Below are 15,141 nucleotides of genomic sequence, written 5' to 3'. Positions count from 1 at the left end.
GCGACCGAGCAACCGGGTCGCAAGTGCCCCTCACCGATCAGCTGATCAGGCCTTGGGCTTGCCGAGGCGGAGCGCCAGGACGAGGCCGAGGGCCACCACGATCACCGCGCCGACGATCCAGGGCCAGATCGGCATGCCGCCGGACTCGCCCTGCTGCTGGTCCGGCTGCTCCGCGTTCTGCGGGGCCGGGGCCGGGGTGCCGTTGCCGGCCTGGGTCAGGTTGAACGTCACCTTGCCCGGGACCGGGTGGCCGTCGTTGGACAGGATCCGGTAGCCGACCGTGTAGGTCCCGGCCGGGCCGAGCTCGCGGACCGGGGCGAACACCGAGTTGCCCTCGACCCGGACCTCGCCGTCGGTCCAGTAGGTGCCGTCGGGGCCGACCACGTTGACCGTGTTGTAGCCCGCACCGGAGCGGACCGGCTGGTCGAACGTCAGCCGGATCTCCCGCGGCCCGACCGACAGCTGCGCGCCGTCCGCCGGGTCGCTGTTGACCAGCACGTTGTGCGCGAGCGCGGTGCCCGCGCCGCCGAGCAGCGCGGCCACGGCCAGCGCCGCGACTGCGATCAACCGCTTCACGACTCGTCCTTCCCGGTCGATCCGGCACCGGCCGACCCGGCGCTGCGGCTGCGGGCCAGGGCACCGGCCCCGATCCCGACGCCCAGCGCCCCGACGAGCAGCCCGGCGCCGCCGAGCCAGCGGGCGGTGTCGTCACCGGCACCGCCCGCGGCCTGCTCCTCCGAGCCGCTGCCGTGCGAGTGGCCGCCCTCGGCGTCCTCGACCAGCTTGAGCGTCGGCGCCGGGTGCTCCGGCTCCTCGCCGTTGGGCGGGGTCGGCGTGTCCCACTTCACGACCTCGCCGTTGTCGTAGGTCTGGAAGGTGGGCATGACGAACTCGTCCACGTCGTCCGGGAGCGTGCCGAGGGTGGCCTCGAACTCGTTGAACTCGTTCGGCCCGATCCGGTTGCCCGGCTGCGCGGTCCACGTGATGCTGCGCACGGCTTCCTTGACCTCGGTACCCGCCACCTGGACCGGGGCGATCTGGACCCGCTCGACCTCAGCGGTCCAGCCCGGCATCGGCTTGGTGCGCACCGAGCTCAGCGGCTGCGCCTCCGGGAAGGTGACTTTGACCTGCACGGTCGAGGCGTTCGGCCGCTCGTTCGGCACCCGGAAGGCGATCTTCGCGTGACCGCCCTTGGCGGCCTCCCCCGGCTGCGCGCTGACGTGGGCGAACGCGGGCGCGGCAGCCAGCAGCGCGGTGAGCCCGCAGGCAGCGGTCAGCGCCGCGGAGCGCGCCGCAAATCGTTTTGTCGACATGTTTACTTGGAATCTCCTGCAATTCGGCGGTCGCCGATGATCGGAAAATGACGGAACGACAACGATCAGGCGGCGAATTCCGCCTGATCGGGAGCAGGAGATCCCGGGGGTCCGCGGCGGGCGTGGATCCGCTGGTAGAGCAGGTGCGCCAGGGGACGCACCGTGATCACCGGGATGCAGACCGTGTGCACCTCGGTGACGGTGGGTAGCGGCCGCGGGCGGCGCGGCAGAATCGAACGGAGCAGCCTCGCGACTACGAAGAGTGCTCGTTCCGCCCGGGCCATCAGCAGCCCGGTCACCAGCACGGTGCCGATGTGACCGAGGGTCATCTCCAGCGGCGAGTACGGCATGCCGATGGCACCCGGTCCGTCCTGGTGGGACGCCACGAGCTGGAGAAATGCGTGAAGTGACAGCTGGCTGACGCCGAGTGCCCCTAGAATGCCCCACGACCCGCGCTTGCGATCAGCGAGCGCCACACCGGCGCCGGCCAGGAGGACGGTGATCACAACGGTCGAGCCCAGATCGGGTAACGACCCGCCCGCGGCCACGTGAGCGGCTACGGACAGTGATGCCGACGTCGTGGCCAACGCACCGCCGCGCAGGACGCGAAGTGCGCCCTGCGTAGGGGTGAGACCGGCTGCCACAGCAGCCCAGTCTAGGTGTCGGTTCGGCCACGCTGACCGCGGGCGAGCTTGCCATGTTCACCCAATTGGGTCACGGTTTATCGGGTTGCAGACGGTCCGGGCACGGCTGCGCGCAATGCCGGGCGCTGAATCGGATCGTCGTGACTGACGACGGAGAGGAGGGGGCGTCGCCGAATGTCGACGCCGGAACCTGTGTCGACCGAAACAGAACGAAGTGGTGACTCCGCCAAGGGGAACCATACGAGTGAGCTGCCCGCGAACACCGAGTTCCTAGGCAAGCCGCGAACGGACTGGGTCGTGTTCGGTTTCACCGCTGCGATCATGTTCGCAGTGGTGATCTGGGGTGCCGTCGGCACCGACTCGCTGAGCACCGCCTCGAAGGCCGCGCTGAACTGGTTGTTGACGAACACGGGCTGGGGCTTCGTCCTCGCCGCCACCGGTTTCGTCATCTTTGCCCTTTTCCTGGCGTTCAGCAAATACGGCCGGATTCCGCTCGGCAAGGACGGCGAGAAGCCGGAGTTCCGGACGGTCTCCTGGATCGCGATGATGTTCAGCGCCGGTATGGGCATCGGTTTGATGTTCTTCGGCGTTAGCGAGCCGCTCGGGCACTTCGTCTCCCCGCCGCCGGGCACCGTCCCGCCGGAGAGCGAAGCGGCGATCGAGACGGCGATGGCGACGTCGCTGTTCCACTGGACGCTGCACCCCTGGGCGATCTACGCGGTCGCCGGTCTGGCGATCGCCTACAGCAGCTTCCGCCGCGGCCGCAGCCAGCTGATCAGCGGCGTGTTCCGCCCGCTGATCGGCAAGCGCAACGCCGAGGGCCCGATCGGCAAGCTGATCGACATCCTCGCGCTGTTCGCCACGCTGTTCGGCTCGGCGGCGTCGCTGGGCATCGGCACGCTGCAGATCAGCGCCGGGATGAAGGCCGCGGGGTGGATCGGCGAGGCCTCGTCGACCGTCCTTGTGGTGATCATCGCGGTGCTGACCGTGTGCTTCATCGCCTCCGCGGTGTCGGGCGTGGCCAAGGGCATCCAGTGGCTGTCCAACATCAACATGGTGCTGGCGGCGCTGCTGGCGATCTTCGTGTTCGTGGTCGGCCCGACGGTGTTCATCCTGGACCTGCTGCCCACCGCGATCGGCTCCTACATCAGCGAGTTCGGCGAGATGTCCTCGCGGGCCGGGGCCACCGGCGGCGAGGAGATGCAGAACTGGCTGGCCAGCTGGACGATCTTCTACTGGGCGTGGTGGATCTCCTGGACGCCGTTCGTCGGCATGTTCATCGCCCGCATCAGCCGCGGCCGCACCATCCGGCAGTTCGTCGGCGGCGTGCTGCTGGTGCCGAGCGTGGTCAGCCTGGTCTGGTTCGCGATCTTCGGCGGTGCCTCGATCGACAGCCAGAAGGCGGGCAACGGCGTCTACGGCGACGGCACCGCGGAGGCGCAGACCTTCGCGGTCCTGGAGCACCTGCCGCTGACGCTGATCACCTCGGTGCTGGTGATGATCCTGGTGGCGATCTTCTTCGTCTCCGGTGCGGACGCCGCGTCCGTGGTGATGGGCACCCTGTCCCAGCGCGGCTCCATCGAGCCGAGCCGCTGGGTGGTCATCTTCTGGGGTGCCGCGACCGGTGCGGTGGCCGCGATCATGCTGGTCATCGGTACCGCCGGTGGTGACGCCGAGAAGGCGCTGGACGGCATCCAGAACCTGACCTTCATCGGTGCGCTGCCGTTCGCGGTCGTCATGGTCCTGATGTGCGTGGCCCTGCTCAAGGACCTGCGCAGCGACCCGATGACCCTGCGCGACGCCAAGGGCGCCGAGGTCCTCGAGCAGGCCGTGATCATCGGCACCGAGGAGCACGAGGGCGAGTTCCAGCTGGTCACCACCCCGGTCGAGGACGACGGGGCGACCGGTGGGACCAAGGCCGAGGAGAAGTAGCGAGTCCTTCCGGCCGAAGCGTGTGCGCGCCCGGCTGCTGCGGCGGCCGGGCGCGCACTGCGTTCACCCCCTGGGGCTTTTGTCCCGTTCCCCCGGGGTGGCGGAACTGCACGGGTCGCGCGTGATCGGCTCCGGGTCCCGGTTCAGCCGGAACCCCCGGAACCGGCCGGGTGCGACCGACCCCCCGAAAGGAGGAGGCGCCGCTCGTTCGGCGCCGAGATCTGTGTCGACCGAAGTACTAGAACGATCGGACGAACCGGCCGGGGCGGTGAGCACCAAGCTCGCCGACCAGCCAGGTCGGATGGACTGGGTGGTGTTCGGCATCGCCGCGGTCGCCGCGGTGGCGTTCATCGCCTGGGGCGTGATCGACCCCGATTCGCTGAACGCCTTCTCCAGCACCGCGCTGAACGTGCTGGTGCGCGACGGCGGCTGGGTCTTCGTCATCGCGGCCACCTCGTTCGTGGTCTTCGCCCTGTGGCTGGCCTTCAGCAAGTACGGGCGGATCCCGCTGGGCGAGGACGGTGAGAAGCCGGAGTTCCGGACCTCGTCCTGGATCGCCATGATGTTCGCCGCCGGGATGGGCATCGGCCTGATGTTCTTCGGCGTCAACGAGCCGCTGACGCACTTCGCCAGCCCGCCGCCGGGCAGCGTGGAGGCCAGCACCGACGAGGCGGTCGGCGTCTCGATGGCCACCTCGCTGTTCCACTGGACGCTGCACCCGTGGGCGATCTACTCGGTGGTCGGCCTGGCCATCGCCTACGCCAGCTACCGGCGCGGGCGCAAGCAGCTGTTCAGCTCGGCGTTCGTGCCGTTCTTCGGCAAGCGGGCGTCGGAGAGCGTGCCCGGTCGGATCATCGACTCCCTCGCGGTGTTCGCGACGGTGTTCGGCACCGCCGCCTCGCTGGGCATCGGCGCGACCCAGATCGCGGCCGGGCTGCAGCAGGTCGGCTGGGTGGACGCGATCGGCGACACGCTGCTGGTCGGGATCATCACGGTGCTCATCGCGGCGTTCGTGGCCTCGGCCGTCTCGGGCGTGGCCAAGGGCATCCAGCTGCTGTCCAACAGCAACATGGTGCTCGCGCTGCTGCTGGCGATCTTCCTGTTCTTCGCCGGTCCGACGGTGTTCATCCTGGACATCATCCCGCTGTCGGTGGGGTCCTACCTCGGCGACTTCGGGGGGATGATCTCCCGCACCGGCGCCATCGGCGGCGAGGAGATGCAGAGCTGGCTGAGCGGCTGGACGATCTTCTACTGGGCGTGGTGGATCTCCTGGACGCCGTTCGTCGGCATGTTCATCGCGCGGATCAGCCGCGGCCGCACCATCCGCCAGTTCATCGGCGGCGTGCTGCTGGTGCCGAGCGTGATCAGCGTCGTCTGGTTCGCCGTCCTGGGCGGCACCGCGCTCTCCCAGGAGCGCGAGGGCGCGGCCCTGTCCGAGGCGGCCGGTGGCGAGGACCAGCTGTTCGAGCTGTTCCGCAACCTGCCGCTGTCCGGGGTGGCGAGCGTGCTCGCCATGCTGCTGATCGTCAACTTCTTCGTCACCAGCGCCGACTCGGCCTCGGTCGTGCTCGGCTCGATGTCGCAGCGCGGCAGCACCCGGCCGGGCAAGGCGGTCGTGGTGTTCTGGGGCGTGGTCATCGGCGGCGTCGCCACCGTGATGCTGCTGACCGGCGGTGAGGACGCCCTCGACGGGCTGAAGAACACCGCCATCATCGCGGCCGCGCCGTTCGTGATCGTGCTGCTGTTCATGTGCATGGCACTGGTCAAGGACCTGCGCAGCGATCCGATGATGCTGCGCGACGCCAAGGGCGCCGAGGTCCTCGAGCAGGCCGTGATCACCGGTACCGAGGAGCACGACGGCGACTTCCAGCTGGTCACCACACCGGTGGAGACCGATGAGGAGCCCACCGCGACCTCGGCGGGCGGGAAAGAGTAACGAGTGAACTTCCTGGACTACGTCGCATCCAGGTGGCAATCGCTGCTGGTGGACTCCTACCAGCACGTCAGCATGGTGCTGCAGTGCATCGTGCTGGCGACGATCGTCGGAGTCCTGGTCGGGGTTGCGGTCTACCGCAGCCCCGCCGGGGCGGCGATCGCCACCGCGCTCTCCAGCGCCATCCTGACCATTCCGTCGTTCGCGCTGTTCGGCCTGCTCATCCCCGTGCTGGGGCTGGGCGTGGCACCGTCGGTGCTCACGCTCGTGCTGTACGCGCTGCTGCCGATCGTGCGCAACACCATCGTCGGGCTGTCTACAGTCGATCAACCGATCTTGGACGCGGCCCGCGGTATCGGCATGAGCCGGTTCGGCGTGCTGACGCGCGTCGAACTGCGGCTGGCCTGGCCCGCGATCCTCGCGGGCATGCGGGTGAGCACCCAGATGCTGATGGGCATCGCGGCCATCGCCGCCTATGCCAAGGGACCCGGCCTGGGCAACCTGATCTTCAGCGGACTCGGCCAGCTGGGCGGCGCGAACGCGCTGAACATGGCCATCGCCGGCACCGTCGGCGTGATCGTCCTGGCCCTGCTGCTGGACGCCGTCTTCGTGCTGATCGGGCGGCTGACGACTTCGAGAGGTATTCGTGGCTGACGACAACAAGACCCCGACCAGCGGGCACGGCGTGGAGATCTGCCTGGAGGAGGTCTCCAAGCGCTACCCCGGCCAGAAGCTGCCCGCCGTCGAATCGGTGACCATGACCATCCCCGCCGGTGAGACGGTGGTGCTGGTCGGACCGTCCGGCAGCGGCAAGACCACCACCATGCGGATGATCAACCGGTTGATCGAACCGACCTCCGGCAAGATCACCATCGGCGGGCAGGACGTGCTGGGCCTGGACCCGGACAAGCTGCGCCGCGAGATCGGCTACTCGATCCAGCAGGCCGGGCTGTTCCCGCACATGACCGTCGGCGAGAACGTCGGCATGGTGCCCGGCCTGGTCGGCTGGGACAAGAAGCGGATCAGCGAGCGCATCGACGAGATGCTCGACCTGGTCAACCTGGACCCGGCCGAGTACCGCGACCGCTACCCGCGGCAGCTCTCCGGCGGTCAGCAGCAGCGCGTCGGCGTGGCCCGGGCGCTGGCGGCCAACCCGCCGGTGCTGCTGATGGACGAGCCGTTCGGCGCGGTGGACCCGATCACCCGGGGTGTGCTGCAGGACGAGCTGATGCGCCTGCAGGCGGACCTGGGCAAGACGATCGTGTTCGTCACGCACGACTTCGACGAGGCGGTCAAGCTCGGCGACCGGATCGCGGTGCTGGGCGAGCGGTCCAAGATCCTGCAGTACGACACGCCGGACGCGATCCTGGCCAACCCGGCCGACGACACGGTCGCCGGGTTCGTCGGCGCCGGTGCCGCGCTCAAGCAGCTGACCCTGCGGCGGGTCCGGGAGATCGAGGTCGGCCAGGTGCCGACCGCGAAGGTGGACGAGCAGCCGTCGGTGCTCAAGGAGAAGCTGGGCACCCGCCGCGGCGCGATCGGCCTGGTGCTGGACAAGCGCAACCGCCCGCTGCGCTGGGCCACCGCCCGCGAAGCCGGTGCGGTGTCGTCGCTGGACCGCGCCGGTCGGCCGGTCGAGGACAGCGTGTCGCTGGCCTCCACGCTGCAGGACGCGCTCGAGGCGATCCTCACCGACGACGACGGCGTCGCGGTGGTCACCGGGTCCCGCGGCGAGTACGTCGGCGTGGTCGACATCGACACCGTGATGAACACCATCAAGGCGCTGCGCGAAGAGCACGCCGACGATTCGGCCGGGGACGAGTGATGAGCAGCCAGTTCGCTTCGGACTCCGGATCCCGCACCGCGGAGCGGTTGCGCCTGCTGGCGCAGCCGGTCGCGGTGGTGGTGCTGGTCGCCGCGGTGCTGGGCTGGGCGTTCAGCCAGGACAACGACGAGGTGACCGCGCGCAGCATCAACGCGCCGTTCATCCTCGGCCTGACCTGGGCGCACTTCCTGATGAGCTTCGCGGTGGCGCTGATCGTGATCGCGGTGGCGGTGCCGCTGGGCGTGCTGCTCAGCCGCCCGTGGGCGCGCAGGGCGGCGCCGGTGGTGATCGGCATCGCCAATATTGGCCAGGCCGCCCCGGCGGTCGGTCTGCTGGTGCTGTTCTTCCTGTTCACCGGTGGTGCCACCGGGTTCTGGATCGCGGTGCTGCCGATCGCCTTCTACGCGCTGCTGCCGGTGCTGCGCAACACCATCGTCGGCCTGCAGCAGGTGGACCGGTCGCTGATCGACGCGGGCCGCGGCATCGGCATGTCCGGTGCCGGGGTGCTGCTGCGCATCGAGCTGCCGCTGGCCGTGCCGTACATCCTGGCCGGTCTGCGGACCGCGCTGGTGCTGGCGGTGGGCACCGCGACGCTGGCGCTGTTCGTCGGTGCCGGCGGCCTCGGCGAGATGATCGACACCGGTTACAAGCTCAACGACTGGACGGTCATGATCGTCGGCTCGGTGCTGGCCATGGCGCTGGCGCTGCTGGTCGACTGGCTGGGCGCGCTGGCCGAGACCTACCTGTCGCCGAAGGGGTTGCGATGAAGCTTCGAACGTCGCGCCGCGGCGCGCTGAAACTGGCCTCGCTGGCGATGGCCGGGGTCCTGCTGTCCGGCTGCGGGCTGAGCTCGGGCAGCTCGGTGCCGCTGGCGGTGGAGCCCGGCTCGATCCAGCCGGTCCCGGAGCTGGAGGGCGTGACCATCACGGTGGGGTCGAAGAACTTCACCGAGCAGATGGTGCTCGGCTACATCGCCGAGTTCACGCTCGCCGCGGCCGGGGCCGACGTGCGGGACCTGACCAGCATCGTCGGGTCGTCCACGGCCCGCCGCGCGCTGCAGAGCGGTCAGATCGACGTCCTGTGGGACTACACCGGCACGTCCTGGATCAGCTACAACGGCAACAACGACCCGATCCCGGACGCCCGCGCCCAGTACGAGGCGGTCAAGCAGCAGGACCTGGAGCGCAACGGCATCGCCTGGACCGCGATCGACTACAACGTGGACAACACCTACGCGTTCGCGGTCAACCAGGACGCCGCCAAGCGCCTGGGCGTGGAGAAGCTGTCGGACATCCCGCGGGTCATCGCCGAGCACCCGGAGGACGCCACGTTCTGCGTGGACACCGAGTTCGCCAACCGCAACGACGGCATGCCCGGGGTGGAGCAGGAGTACGGCTTCACCGCGGACAAGTCCAAGGTGAAGACGCTGACCGAGGGCAGCATCTACCAGGCGACCGCGAACGGCACCTGCACCTTCGGCGAGGTGTTCACCACCGACGGCCGGATCAAGGCGCTGGACCTGAAGGTGCTGCAGGACGACAAGCTGTTCTTCCCGCGCTACAACATCGGCATCACCACCCGCGATGAGCTGCTCAAGCGATACCCGCAGATCACCGCGATCTTCGAGCCGGTGTCGAAGGTGCTGACCAACGAGGAGCTGGTCAGGATGAACGCCCAGGTCGACGTGGAGGGCCGCGACCCGGCCGACGTCGCCCGCGACTGGATGGCCGAGAAGGGCTTCGTCAAGATCCCCGGCCGCTGACCCGGCCCCGCGATCTCAGCGGAACTCGGATTTCCCTTGAAATCGCGGGGACTCCGCGCAGCACGGATCGCAGTTTCAATTGAAACTGCGACTCGAAGAGAGGGGCACCTGCGCATCGGCAGGTGCCCCTCGTCGTGTTCCGGGGTCAGCGCCGGGGCGGGACGCCGAAGCGGGTCAGCAGGTCGTCCTCGATCTGGCCGAGCTCCGCGTCCACCGCGCGGTGCGCCGACCGGCGGCGCTGCGCGGGCATCCGCTCCGCCGCCCGCACCGCGGTCGTCAGCTGCATCAGCCGCGCGCCCGTCCGCTCCGCGTACTGCTCCGCGGCCAGCCGCGCCTCCTCGTCGCCCGCCTGCTCGCGCAGCGCGCGCAGGGCGTCGGAGTCGCCCGCGATGCGGGCGTGCAGCGCCGCGCCGTGGCCGGTGTAGGTGCCGAGGTCGTCCACCGGGACGCCGAGGCGCCGGGCCCGCGCCCGGTCGTAGCTGTCGCGGACGGCGGACGCCGCGCGGATCGCGAACGGGACCAGCACCGGGCCGACGACCTTGGCCACGCCGATTACCTTCTTGGCGTTGCTCGGCGTGATGCGTCCGTGCTCGCCCTTCTTGATCGCCTTGGCGGCCCGCTTGTCCGCCTTCTTCGCCGCCTTGGCCGCCCTGCGGTGCTCGGTCGGGGTCCGCTTCGCGGCCCTGCGCCGGTTCGTGCGCTTCCTCACCGGGATCTCCTGTTCGGCGGTTGGCGTTTCCGATCACTCTAAGAGCGCACCCGCGATCCCGGCCTGAGCTGGCGGTGCGATTCCGCGGAAATCGGAGCTCAGAACTCCCGGTTCGGGTGAGGCCGGCTCGCGGACCGGTGCGAAACCCGGAACCGCGCACGGTTGCGCACGACCGCAAGGGTCACGCTTCGTGCGCGGAGCGTACGACACCGCTCGGTCGTGTAGCCGGGGGGATGGCCGCACCTGTCATGCCGACGGCATACGCTTCACCCGTGAAGGAGAAGGTGCTGCTCGACGCAAGCGTGGTGACGCGCTGCCGTCGACGCGTGCACCTGGAGAACGACCCCGCGATGCAGGACCAGCCGCCGGCGCCGCTGGACCTGGGCATCGAGCAGCGCATCGCCGACGCCGCCGAGCACCGCCGCGCCGTCGCGAAGCTGCTCAGCAGGCTGCACGGTCCGGACTGGACGGAGATCCCGCGCGGCGCGGCCCGCGACCGCGCGGAGCTCACGCTGGCCGCGATGCGCGCCGGGACCCGCTACATCTCCGCCGCCCAGCTGCCGTCCGACGAGGTCAGCGGTCGGCGCGGCACGGTCGACCTGCTGGTGCGCAGCGGGGACGGGTACGTGCCGGTGCTGGTGGTGCGGCACAAGATCACCGATCCGGGCCGCGGGGCGCAGGTGTCGCCGGTGGAGCGCCCGGTCCCGGAAGCGGCCTCGACCGACCAGACCCGCAAGGTGCGGGCGCAGCCCCGCGACCAGCTCCGGCTGGCGCACGCGGTCCGGCTGCTGCAGGCCTGCGGGATGAGCGCGGCCGGGCACCGGGGCGGCGTGATCGGCGTGGAAGCCGACGTGGTGGTCTGGCACGACCTGGCGAACCCGAACTGGCCGGGCGGGCGCACCGCGCTGACCGAGTACGAGGTCCGGTTCGCCGACCGGTTGGCGGTGGCCACGGCGGCGAACGAGGGCGCCGAACCGCTCGCGGAACCGTCCCGGATCAACGAGTGCAAGGGCTGCCCGTGGTGGCCGGTCTGCGAGCAGCAGCTGCGCGACCGCCGCGACGTCAGCCTGGTGGTGCGCGGCGAGGACGCCACCGCGCTGCGCGACCTCGGCGTGTCCACAGTGGACGAGCTGGCGGCGGTGCCGCTGGAGCGGGCCGACGAGCTGCCGCTGACCGGGGTGCGCAACACCGACGCGATCCTGCTCGCCAAGGCGTGGCTGCAGGACCTGCCGCTGGTGCGGCGGGTCAGCGACGTGTCGGTGCCGCGGGCGGACGTGGAAGTCGACGTGGACATGGAGAGCTACGGCGACTCGGGCGCCTACCTGTGGGGCTGCTGGCTGTCCGGCGCGGACATCGGCGACGAACCCGGCTACCGGGCGTTCGTCAGCTGGGAGCCGCTGCCGTCCGACGACGAGGGCCGCTCCTTCGCGGAGTTCTGGACCTGGTTCTGCTCGGTGCGCCGCCGCGCGTACGAGCGCGGCCTGAGCTTCCGCGCGTACTGCTACAACGAGCTGGCGGAGAACCGCTGGATGCTGGCCTCCGCCGAGCGGTTCGCGGGCAAGCCCGGCGTCCCGTCGGTGGCCGAGGTCCGCGAGTTCATCCGCTCCGCGGAGTGGGTGGACCTGTTCGCCTCGGTCCGCGAGCAGTTCCTGTGCCCGAACGGCAAGGGCCTGAAGGTGATCGCCCCGAGCGCCGGGTTCGGCTGGCGGGACGCCGAGGCCAGCGGCGAGAACTCGATGCGCTGGTACCGGGACGCGGTCGGCCTCGGCGGCACCGTCCCGGTCCTCTCCCAGCGCGACCGGATCCTCCGCTACAACGAGGACGACGTCCGGGCGACCTGGACGATCCGCCGCTGGATGACCTCCGAAGCGGTCCGCGAGATCCCCTTCGCCGAAGACCTCTGACCCCGGCGTCCGGAGCTACGGCACGATGACCGCGCGGCCGGTGATCTCCCCGGCGCGGAGGCGCTCGTAGACCTCCGGGGTCTCGTCCAGGCCGAAGGTCTCCACGTGCGCGCGCAGCGCACCGGACCGGGCCAGGTCCAGCACCTCGATCAGCTCCGAGCGGCTGCCCCAGTACGGCGAGGCGACCGAGACCTCGTACGGCAGCAGGCCGAACCCGACCGGCAGCGGGGCCCCGCCGATGCCGACGATGGTGATGTCACCCGCGATCGCCACCGACTGCGCGGCGAGCTTCACCGTCGGCGCGATCCCGACGAAGTCCAGCACCACGTCCGCGCCCAGCCCGCCGGTCAGCTCCCGGATGCGCGCCGGTGCCGACTCGTCGGAGCGGGCCACCTCGTGCGCGCCCACCTTCCGGGCCAGCTCCAGCTTCTCGTCGGTGAGGTCGAGCGCGATCACCCGGGCCGCGGTGGTGGCGCGCAGGATCTGCACCGCCAGGTGCCCGAGCCCGCCCGCGCCGATGACGACCGCGGTGCTGCCGCCGACCAGCTTCGGCACCGAGCGCTTGATCGCGTGGTACGGGGTGAGCCCGGCGTCGGTCAGCGGCGCGGCCTGCACCGGGTCCAGCCCGTCCAGCGGGACCAGGTGGCGGACGTCGTCCACCAGCAGGTACTCGGCCATCGCGCCGGGCCGCCCGAGCCCCGGCGGCCGGATGTCCAGCTCCTCGTTGCGGGTGCAGTAGTTCTCCTTGCCCTGCGCGCAGTTCCGGCACACCCCGCAACCCCACGGCCCGTACACCGCGACGGACTCGCCCTCGGTCACCCCGCGCACGCCCGGCCCGAGCTCCGCGACGGTGCCGACGCCCTCGTGCCCGAGGACGAGCGGCAGTTCGAACGGCGACTGGTCCGCGGACCAGCTCATGACCTCGAGGTCGGAGTGGCACATCCCGGCCGCGGTCACCCGCAGCAGCACCTGGCCGGGGCCCGGTTCGGGCTTGGGCACCTCGACCACCACGGGCTTCGTCCCGACCTGCTGGTACTGAACGGCCTTCATGAGCTGGCCCATCGTGAACTCCTTACGCGGTTGGCCCGAGGAGCCCATCTTGCGCCGACTCGCGCCCCGCCACCGCTCGAACGGCCGTCACGGGCCACGCGATCAGCGCGGAGCCATCCGGAGGGCGCCCTCACACCGCGCAAATTACCCCCACTAGGGAGACGCCCCAGTGGGTACCGGAAACGTTGCGTTGACCAGGCGCGATGTAGTCAGCGCCGCAGGTGGAACCGTGGTCTACACGGTCAAAGTTGATGGGGTTTTCGTGGGGTACGTCGGTGATGACCGGTCTTGGCGTGGACACGGCTACGGCCAGCGTCAATGGTGGTGGTGCTACCGGTTGACCGGTGACCGTTGGGCTAGGGCCAACAACGGTGACCGGCCGTGCCGGACACGCAAGGCCGCCCTGTCCGCTCTGTTGGCCGTGGCCGGACAGGAGTCCGGACAGTGAGGGTGTTAGGACGTATCCGGCTGAGCCGGTTTCGGGGGTTGGAAGACGTCACGACGTCGCCGGAGCGCCAGAAACTCAACATCAAGCGTTGGGCGAAATCGAACGGACACAAGATCATCGGTTGGGCTACTGATCTTGACCTAGGCCGCAGTGTTGACCCGCTAGAGGCTCCCGACCTTGGGAAGTGGTTCCACGATCCCCAGCGGATCGATTCGTGGGACATTATCGCCGGGTACCGGCTGGACCGCATCGCCACTGGTTCGATTTACCTGAGCAAGGTAATGGAGTGGTGCCAGGAACGCGGCAAGTCGATTGTTTCGACGTCCGAGACATTTGATCTCAGTTCCGGCCCCGGTCGTATGATTGCGTTCATTCTCGCCGAGGTTGCCGCTGGTGAGCTTGAGGCGATCCGAGAGCGCACCACCGACACATTCGACTTCAACTATTCTTTGGGCAAGTACCGAGGCGGGGCGGTCCCGTACGGGTACAAAATCGAAAACGGCGTCTATGCCATCGACCGCTACGCCCACAAAGTACTGAACGAAATCATTGATCGGATCATCGACAAACAGTCGATCCGTTCGGTTCGCATGTGGCTAAACGATTCCGGGATTCCGAGTCCGAGCGATCAGCGCAGGATTAATAACGGTGAGAAGCCGAAAGGCTCCCCGTGGCGAGACACTCCGCTTAAAGACATGCTCAAGTCTGAGGCGATGCTCGGTTACGCGATTCGTCGTGACGCTGTGCTCGGTGCCGATGGTAATCCGGTTCGGGACAAGAAAGGAAACAAGAACTACGGGGAGTTCTACGCGGTACGGGATGAGTCCGGTGCACCAGTGAAGCGAGCGAAGGGGCTGGTAACCCGCACTCGGTTCGACGAGCTGCAAGCGGCTTTAGGCGAGAATATCCGTAGCGCTCCGAAACGGCGTAAGACTCAGACACCGCTGTTGCTGCAAGTCGGTTTCTGTTCAGGTCTGCGTGGGAATGGCACGTGCGGTACTCCATTGGACCGCTCGATTACGTCTCGGGGTGTATTCCGGTACCGATGCCGTTCTGTTGGTTCGGGTATCGGATCCTGCGGTACTCTCTCGGCTACTGCCGAGTCGGCAGAGCAAGCGTTGCAAGAAGTGTTGTTGGAGTCGTTCGGAACGCTGCCGATGCGCAAGCGGATTTACGTCCCCGGAACCGACAACACCAACGAGCTAGCAGAAATCGAAGCTGAGCTGGATTCGATCGCTGGCCTAGTCGGTACCCCGGCATTCCGGGGTAAAGCGCTGGATAGGCTGAACAACCGAATCGAGGCCCTAGACGCTCGCCGGAGCGAGCTGGAGGCCAGTCCGGTGGTTGCGCCTGGCTACCGATACGAGGACACGGGACAGACGTTCTCAGAGGCTTGGGAAGCGATGACCGTTGACGAACGGAATTCGTTCCTGCGCCAGTCCAAGGTCCGTGCGGAATGGAACGGGGTAGATTGGCGCTACGACCTCACACACCTGGACCGGTTGCTCTCGGGTATCGACCCGCAGCTATCCGCCGAGGACTTCCTACAGGAAATAAGCGCTGAGCAAGCGGCCAACAGAGCCGCGCTAGGTATCGCCCTGGACTGACCTACCCCAGACAC

At 69.0% G+C, this 15,141-nt stretch carries 13 protein-coding genes; 8 read left to right on the top strand and 5 right to left on the bottom strand.

What is annotated here, in order from left to right; translation table 11 throughout:
* Positions 1 to 45: 45 nt before the first annotated feature.
* The 3 genes from F1721_RS07620 to F1721_RS07610 form a co-directional block, all read right to left on the bottom strand.
* A complete protein-coding gene (locus tag F1721_RS07620) occupies positions 46 to 576 on the bottom strand; it encodes a copper resistance CopC family protein (RefSeq protein WP_150065844.1) in 531 nt (176 codons plus the stop codon).
* Positions 573 to 1,313 carry a YcnI family copper-binding membrane protein gene (locus F1721_RS07615; RefSeq protein WP_150065843.1) on the bottom strand — a complete coding sequence of 247 codons (741 nt, stop codon included), beginning with the start codon at positions 1,311 to 1,313 and terminating at the stop codon, positions 573 to 575. Before F1721_RS07615 ends, F1721_RS07620 begins: the two co-directional genes overlap by 4 nt.
* A 65-nt stretch (positions 1,314 to 1,378) precedes the next feature.
* Complete coding sequence (locus F1721_RS07610; RefSeq protein WP_150065842.1) at positions 1,379 to 1,819, bottom strand: hypothetical protein; 441 nt, start codon at positions 1,817 to 1,819, stop codon at positions 1,379 to 1,381.
* Between the two features lie 387 nt (positions 1,820 to 2,206).
* Between F1721_RS07610 and F1721_RS07605 the strand changes: the two genes are divergently transcribed.
* From F1721_RS07605 to F1721_RS07580, 6 genes are all read left to right on the top strand, one after another.
* The gene (locus F1721_RS07605; protein ID WP_425474399.1) at positions 2,207 to 3,889 is read left to right on the top strand and encodes a BCCT family transporter; all 1,683 of its coding nucleotides are present in this window, start codon (positions 2,207 to 2,209) and stop codon (positions 3,887 to 3,889) included.
* A 301-nt stretch (positions 3,890 to 4,190) separates the two neighbouring features.
* Positions 4,191 to 5,825: a BCCT family transporter gene (locus tag F1721_RS07600; RefSeq protein WP_150066066.1), complete on the top strand. Its 1,635-nt coding sequence runs from the start codon at positions 4,191 to 4,193 to the stop codon at positions 5,823 to 5,825.
* 3 nt (positions 5,826 to 5,828) lie between these two features.
* A complete protein-coding gene (locus F1721_RS07595) occupies positions 5,829 to 6,476 on the top strand; it encodes an ABC transporter permease (protein WP_150065840.1) in 648 nt (215 codons plus the stop codon).
* On the top strand, positions 6,469 to 7,647 hold the full coding sequence (locus F1721_RS07590) for an ABC transporter ATP-binding protein (RefSeq protein ID WP_150065839.1): 1,179 nt from the start codon (positions 6,469 to 6,471) through the stop codon (positions 7,645 to 7,647). The genes F1721_RS07595 and F1721_RS07590 overlap by 8 nt, the downstream gene beginning before the upstream one ends.
* A complete protein-coding gene (locus F1721_RS07585; protein ID WP_150065838.1) occupies positions 7,647 to 8,414 on the top strand; it encodes an ABC transporter permease in 768 nt (255 codons plus the stop codon). The genes F1721_RS07590 and F1721_RS07585 overlap by 1 nt, the downstream gene beginning before the upstream one ends.
* The gene (locus tag F1721_RS07580; protein WP_246154440.1) at positions 8,411 to 9,409 is read left to right on the top strand and encodes a glycine betaine ABC transporter substrate-binding protein; all 999 of its coding nucleotides are present in this window, start codon (positions 8,411 to 8,413) and stop codon (positions 9,407 to 9,409) included. The genes F1721_RS07585 and F1721_RS07580 overlap by 4 nt, the downstream gene beginning before the upstream one ends.
* Before the next feature lie 145 nt (positions 9,410 to 9,554).
* Here the strand turns inward: F1721_RS07580 and F1721_RS07575 are convergent, their stop codons facing one another.
* The gene (locus F1721_RS07575; protein WP_246154439.1) at positions 9,555 to 10,118 is read right to left on the bottom strand and encodes a DUF6474 family protein; all 564 of its coding nucleotides are present in this window, start codon (positions 10,116 to 10,118) and stop codon (positions 9,555 to 9,557) included.
* A 272-nt stretch (positions 10,119 to 10,390) separates the two neighbouring features.
* On the opposite strand from F1721_RS07575, the gene F1721_RS07570 reads away from it, so the two are divergent.
* Entirely contained in the window at positions 10,391 to 12,022 is a 1,632-nt protein-coding gene (locus tag F1721_RS07570; protein ID WP_150065837.1) for a TM0106 family RecB-like putative nuclease, read from the top strand.
* Between the two features lie 15 nt (positions 12,023 to 12,037).
* Here the strand turns inward: F1721_RS07570 and F1721_RS07565 are convergent, their stop codons facing one another.
* Positions 12,038 to 13,072, bottom strand: coding sequence for an NAD(P)-dependent alcohol dehydrogenase (locus F1721_RS07565; protein WP_150066063.1), 1,035 nt, complete (start codon positions 13,070 to 13,072; stop codon positions 12,038 to 12,040).
* 486 nt (positions 13,073 to 13,558) lie between these two features.
* Here F1721_RS07565 and F1721_RS07560 point away from each other — a divergent pair, with 486 nt between their 5' ends.
* Positions 13,559 to 15,127: a recombinase family protein gene (locus tag F1721_RS07560; protein ID WP_170301391.1), complete on the top strand. Its 1,569-nt coding sequence runs from the start codon at positions 13,559 to 13,561 to the stop codon at positions 15,125 to 15,127.
* Positions 15,128 to 15,141 lie beyond the last annotated feature (14 nt).

The sequence above is a fragment of the Saccharopolyspora hirsuta genome (assembly GCF_008630535.1).
Lineage (GTDB): Bacteria > Actinomycetota > Actinomycetes > Mycobacteriales > Pseudonocardiaceae > Saccharopolyspora > Saccharopolyspora hirsuta.
The sequence above is the reverse complement of the archived record's forward strand: the minus strand, read 5'-3'. Positions and strand labels throughout refer to the sequence as shown.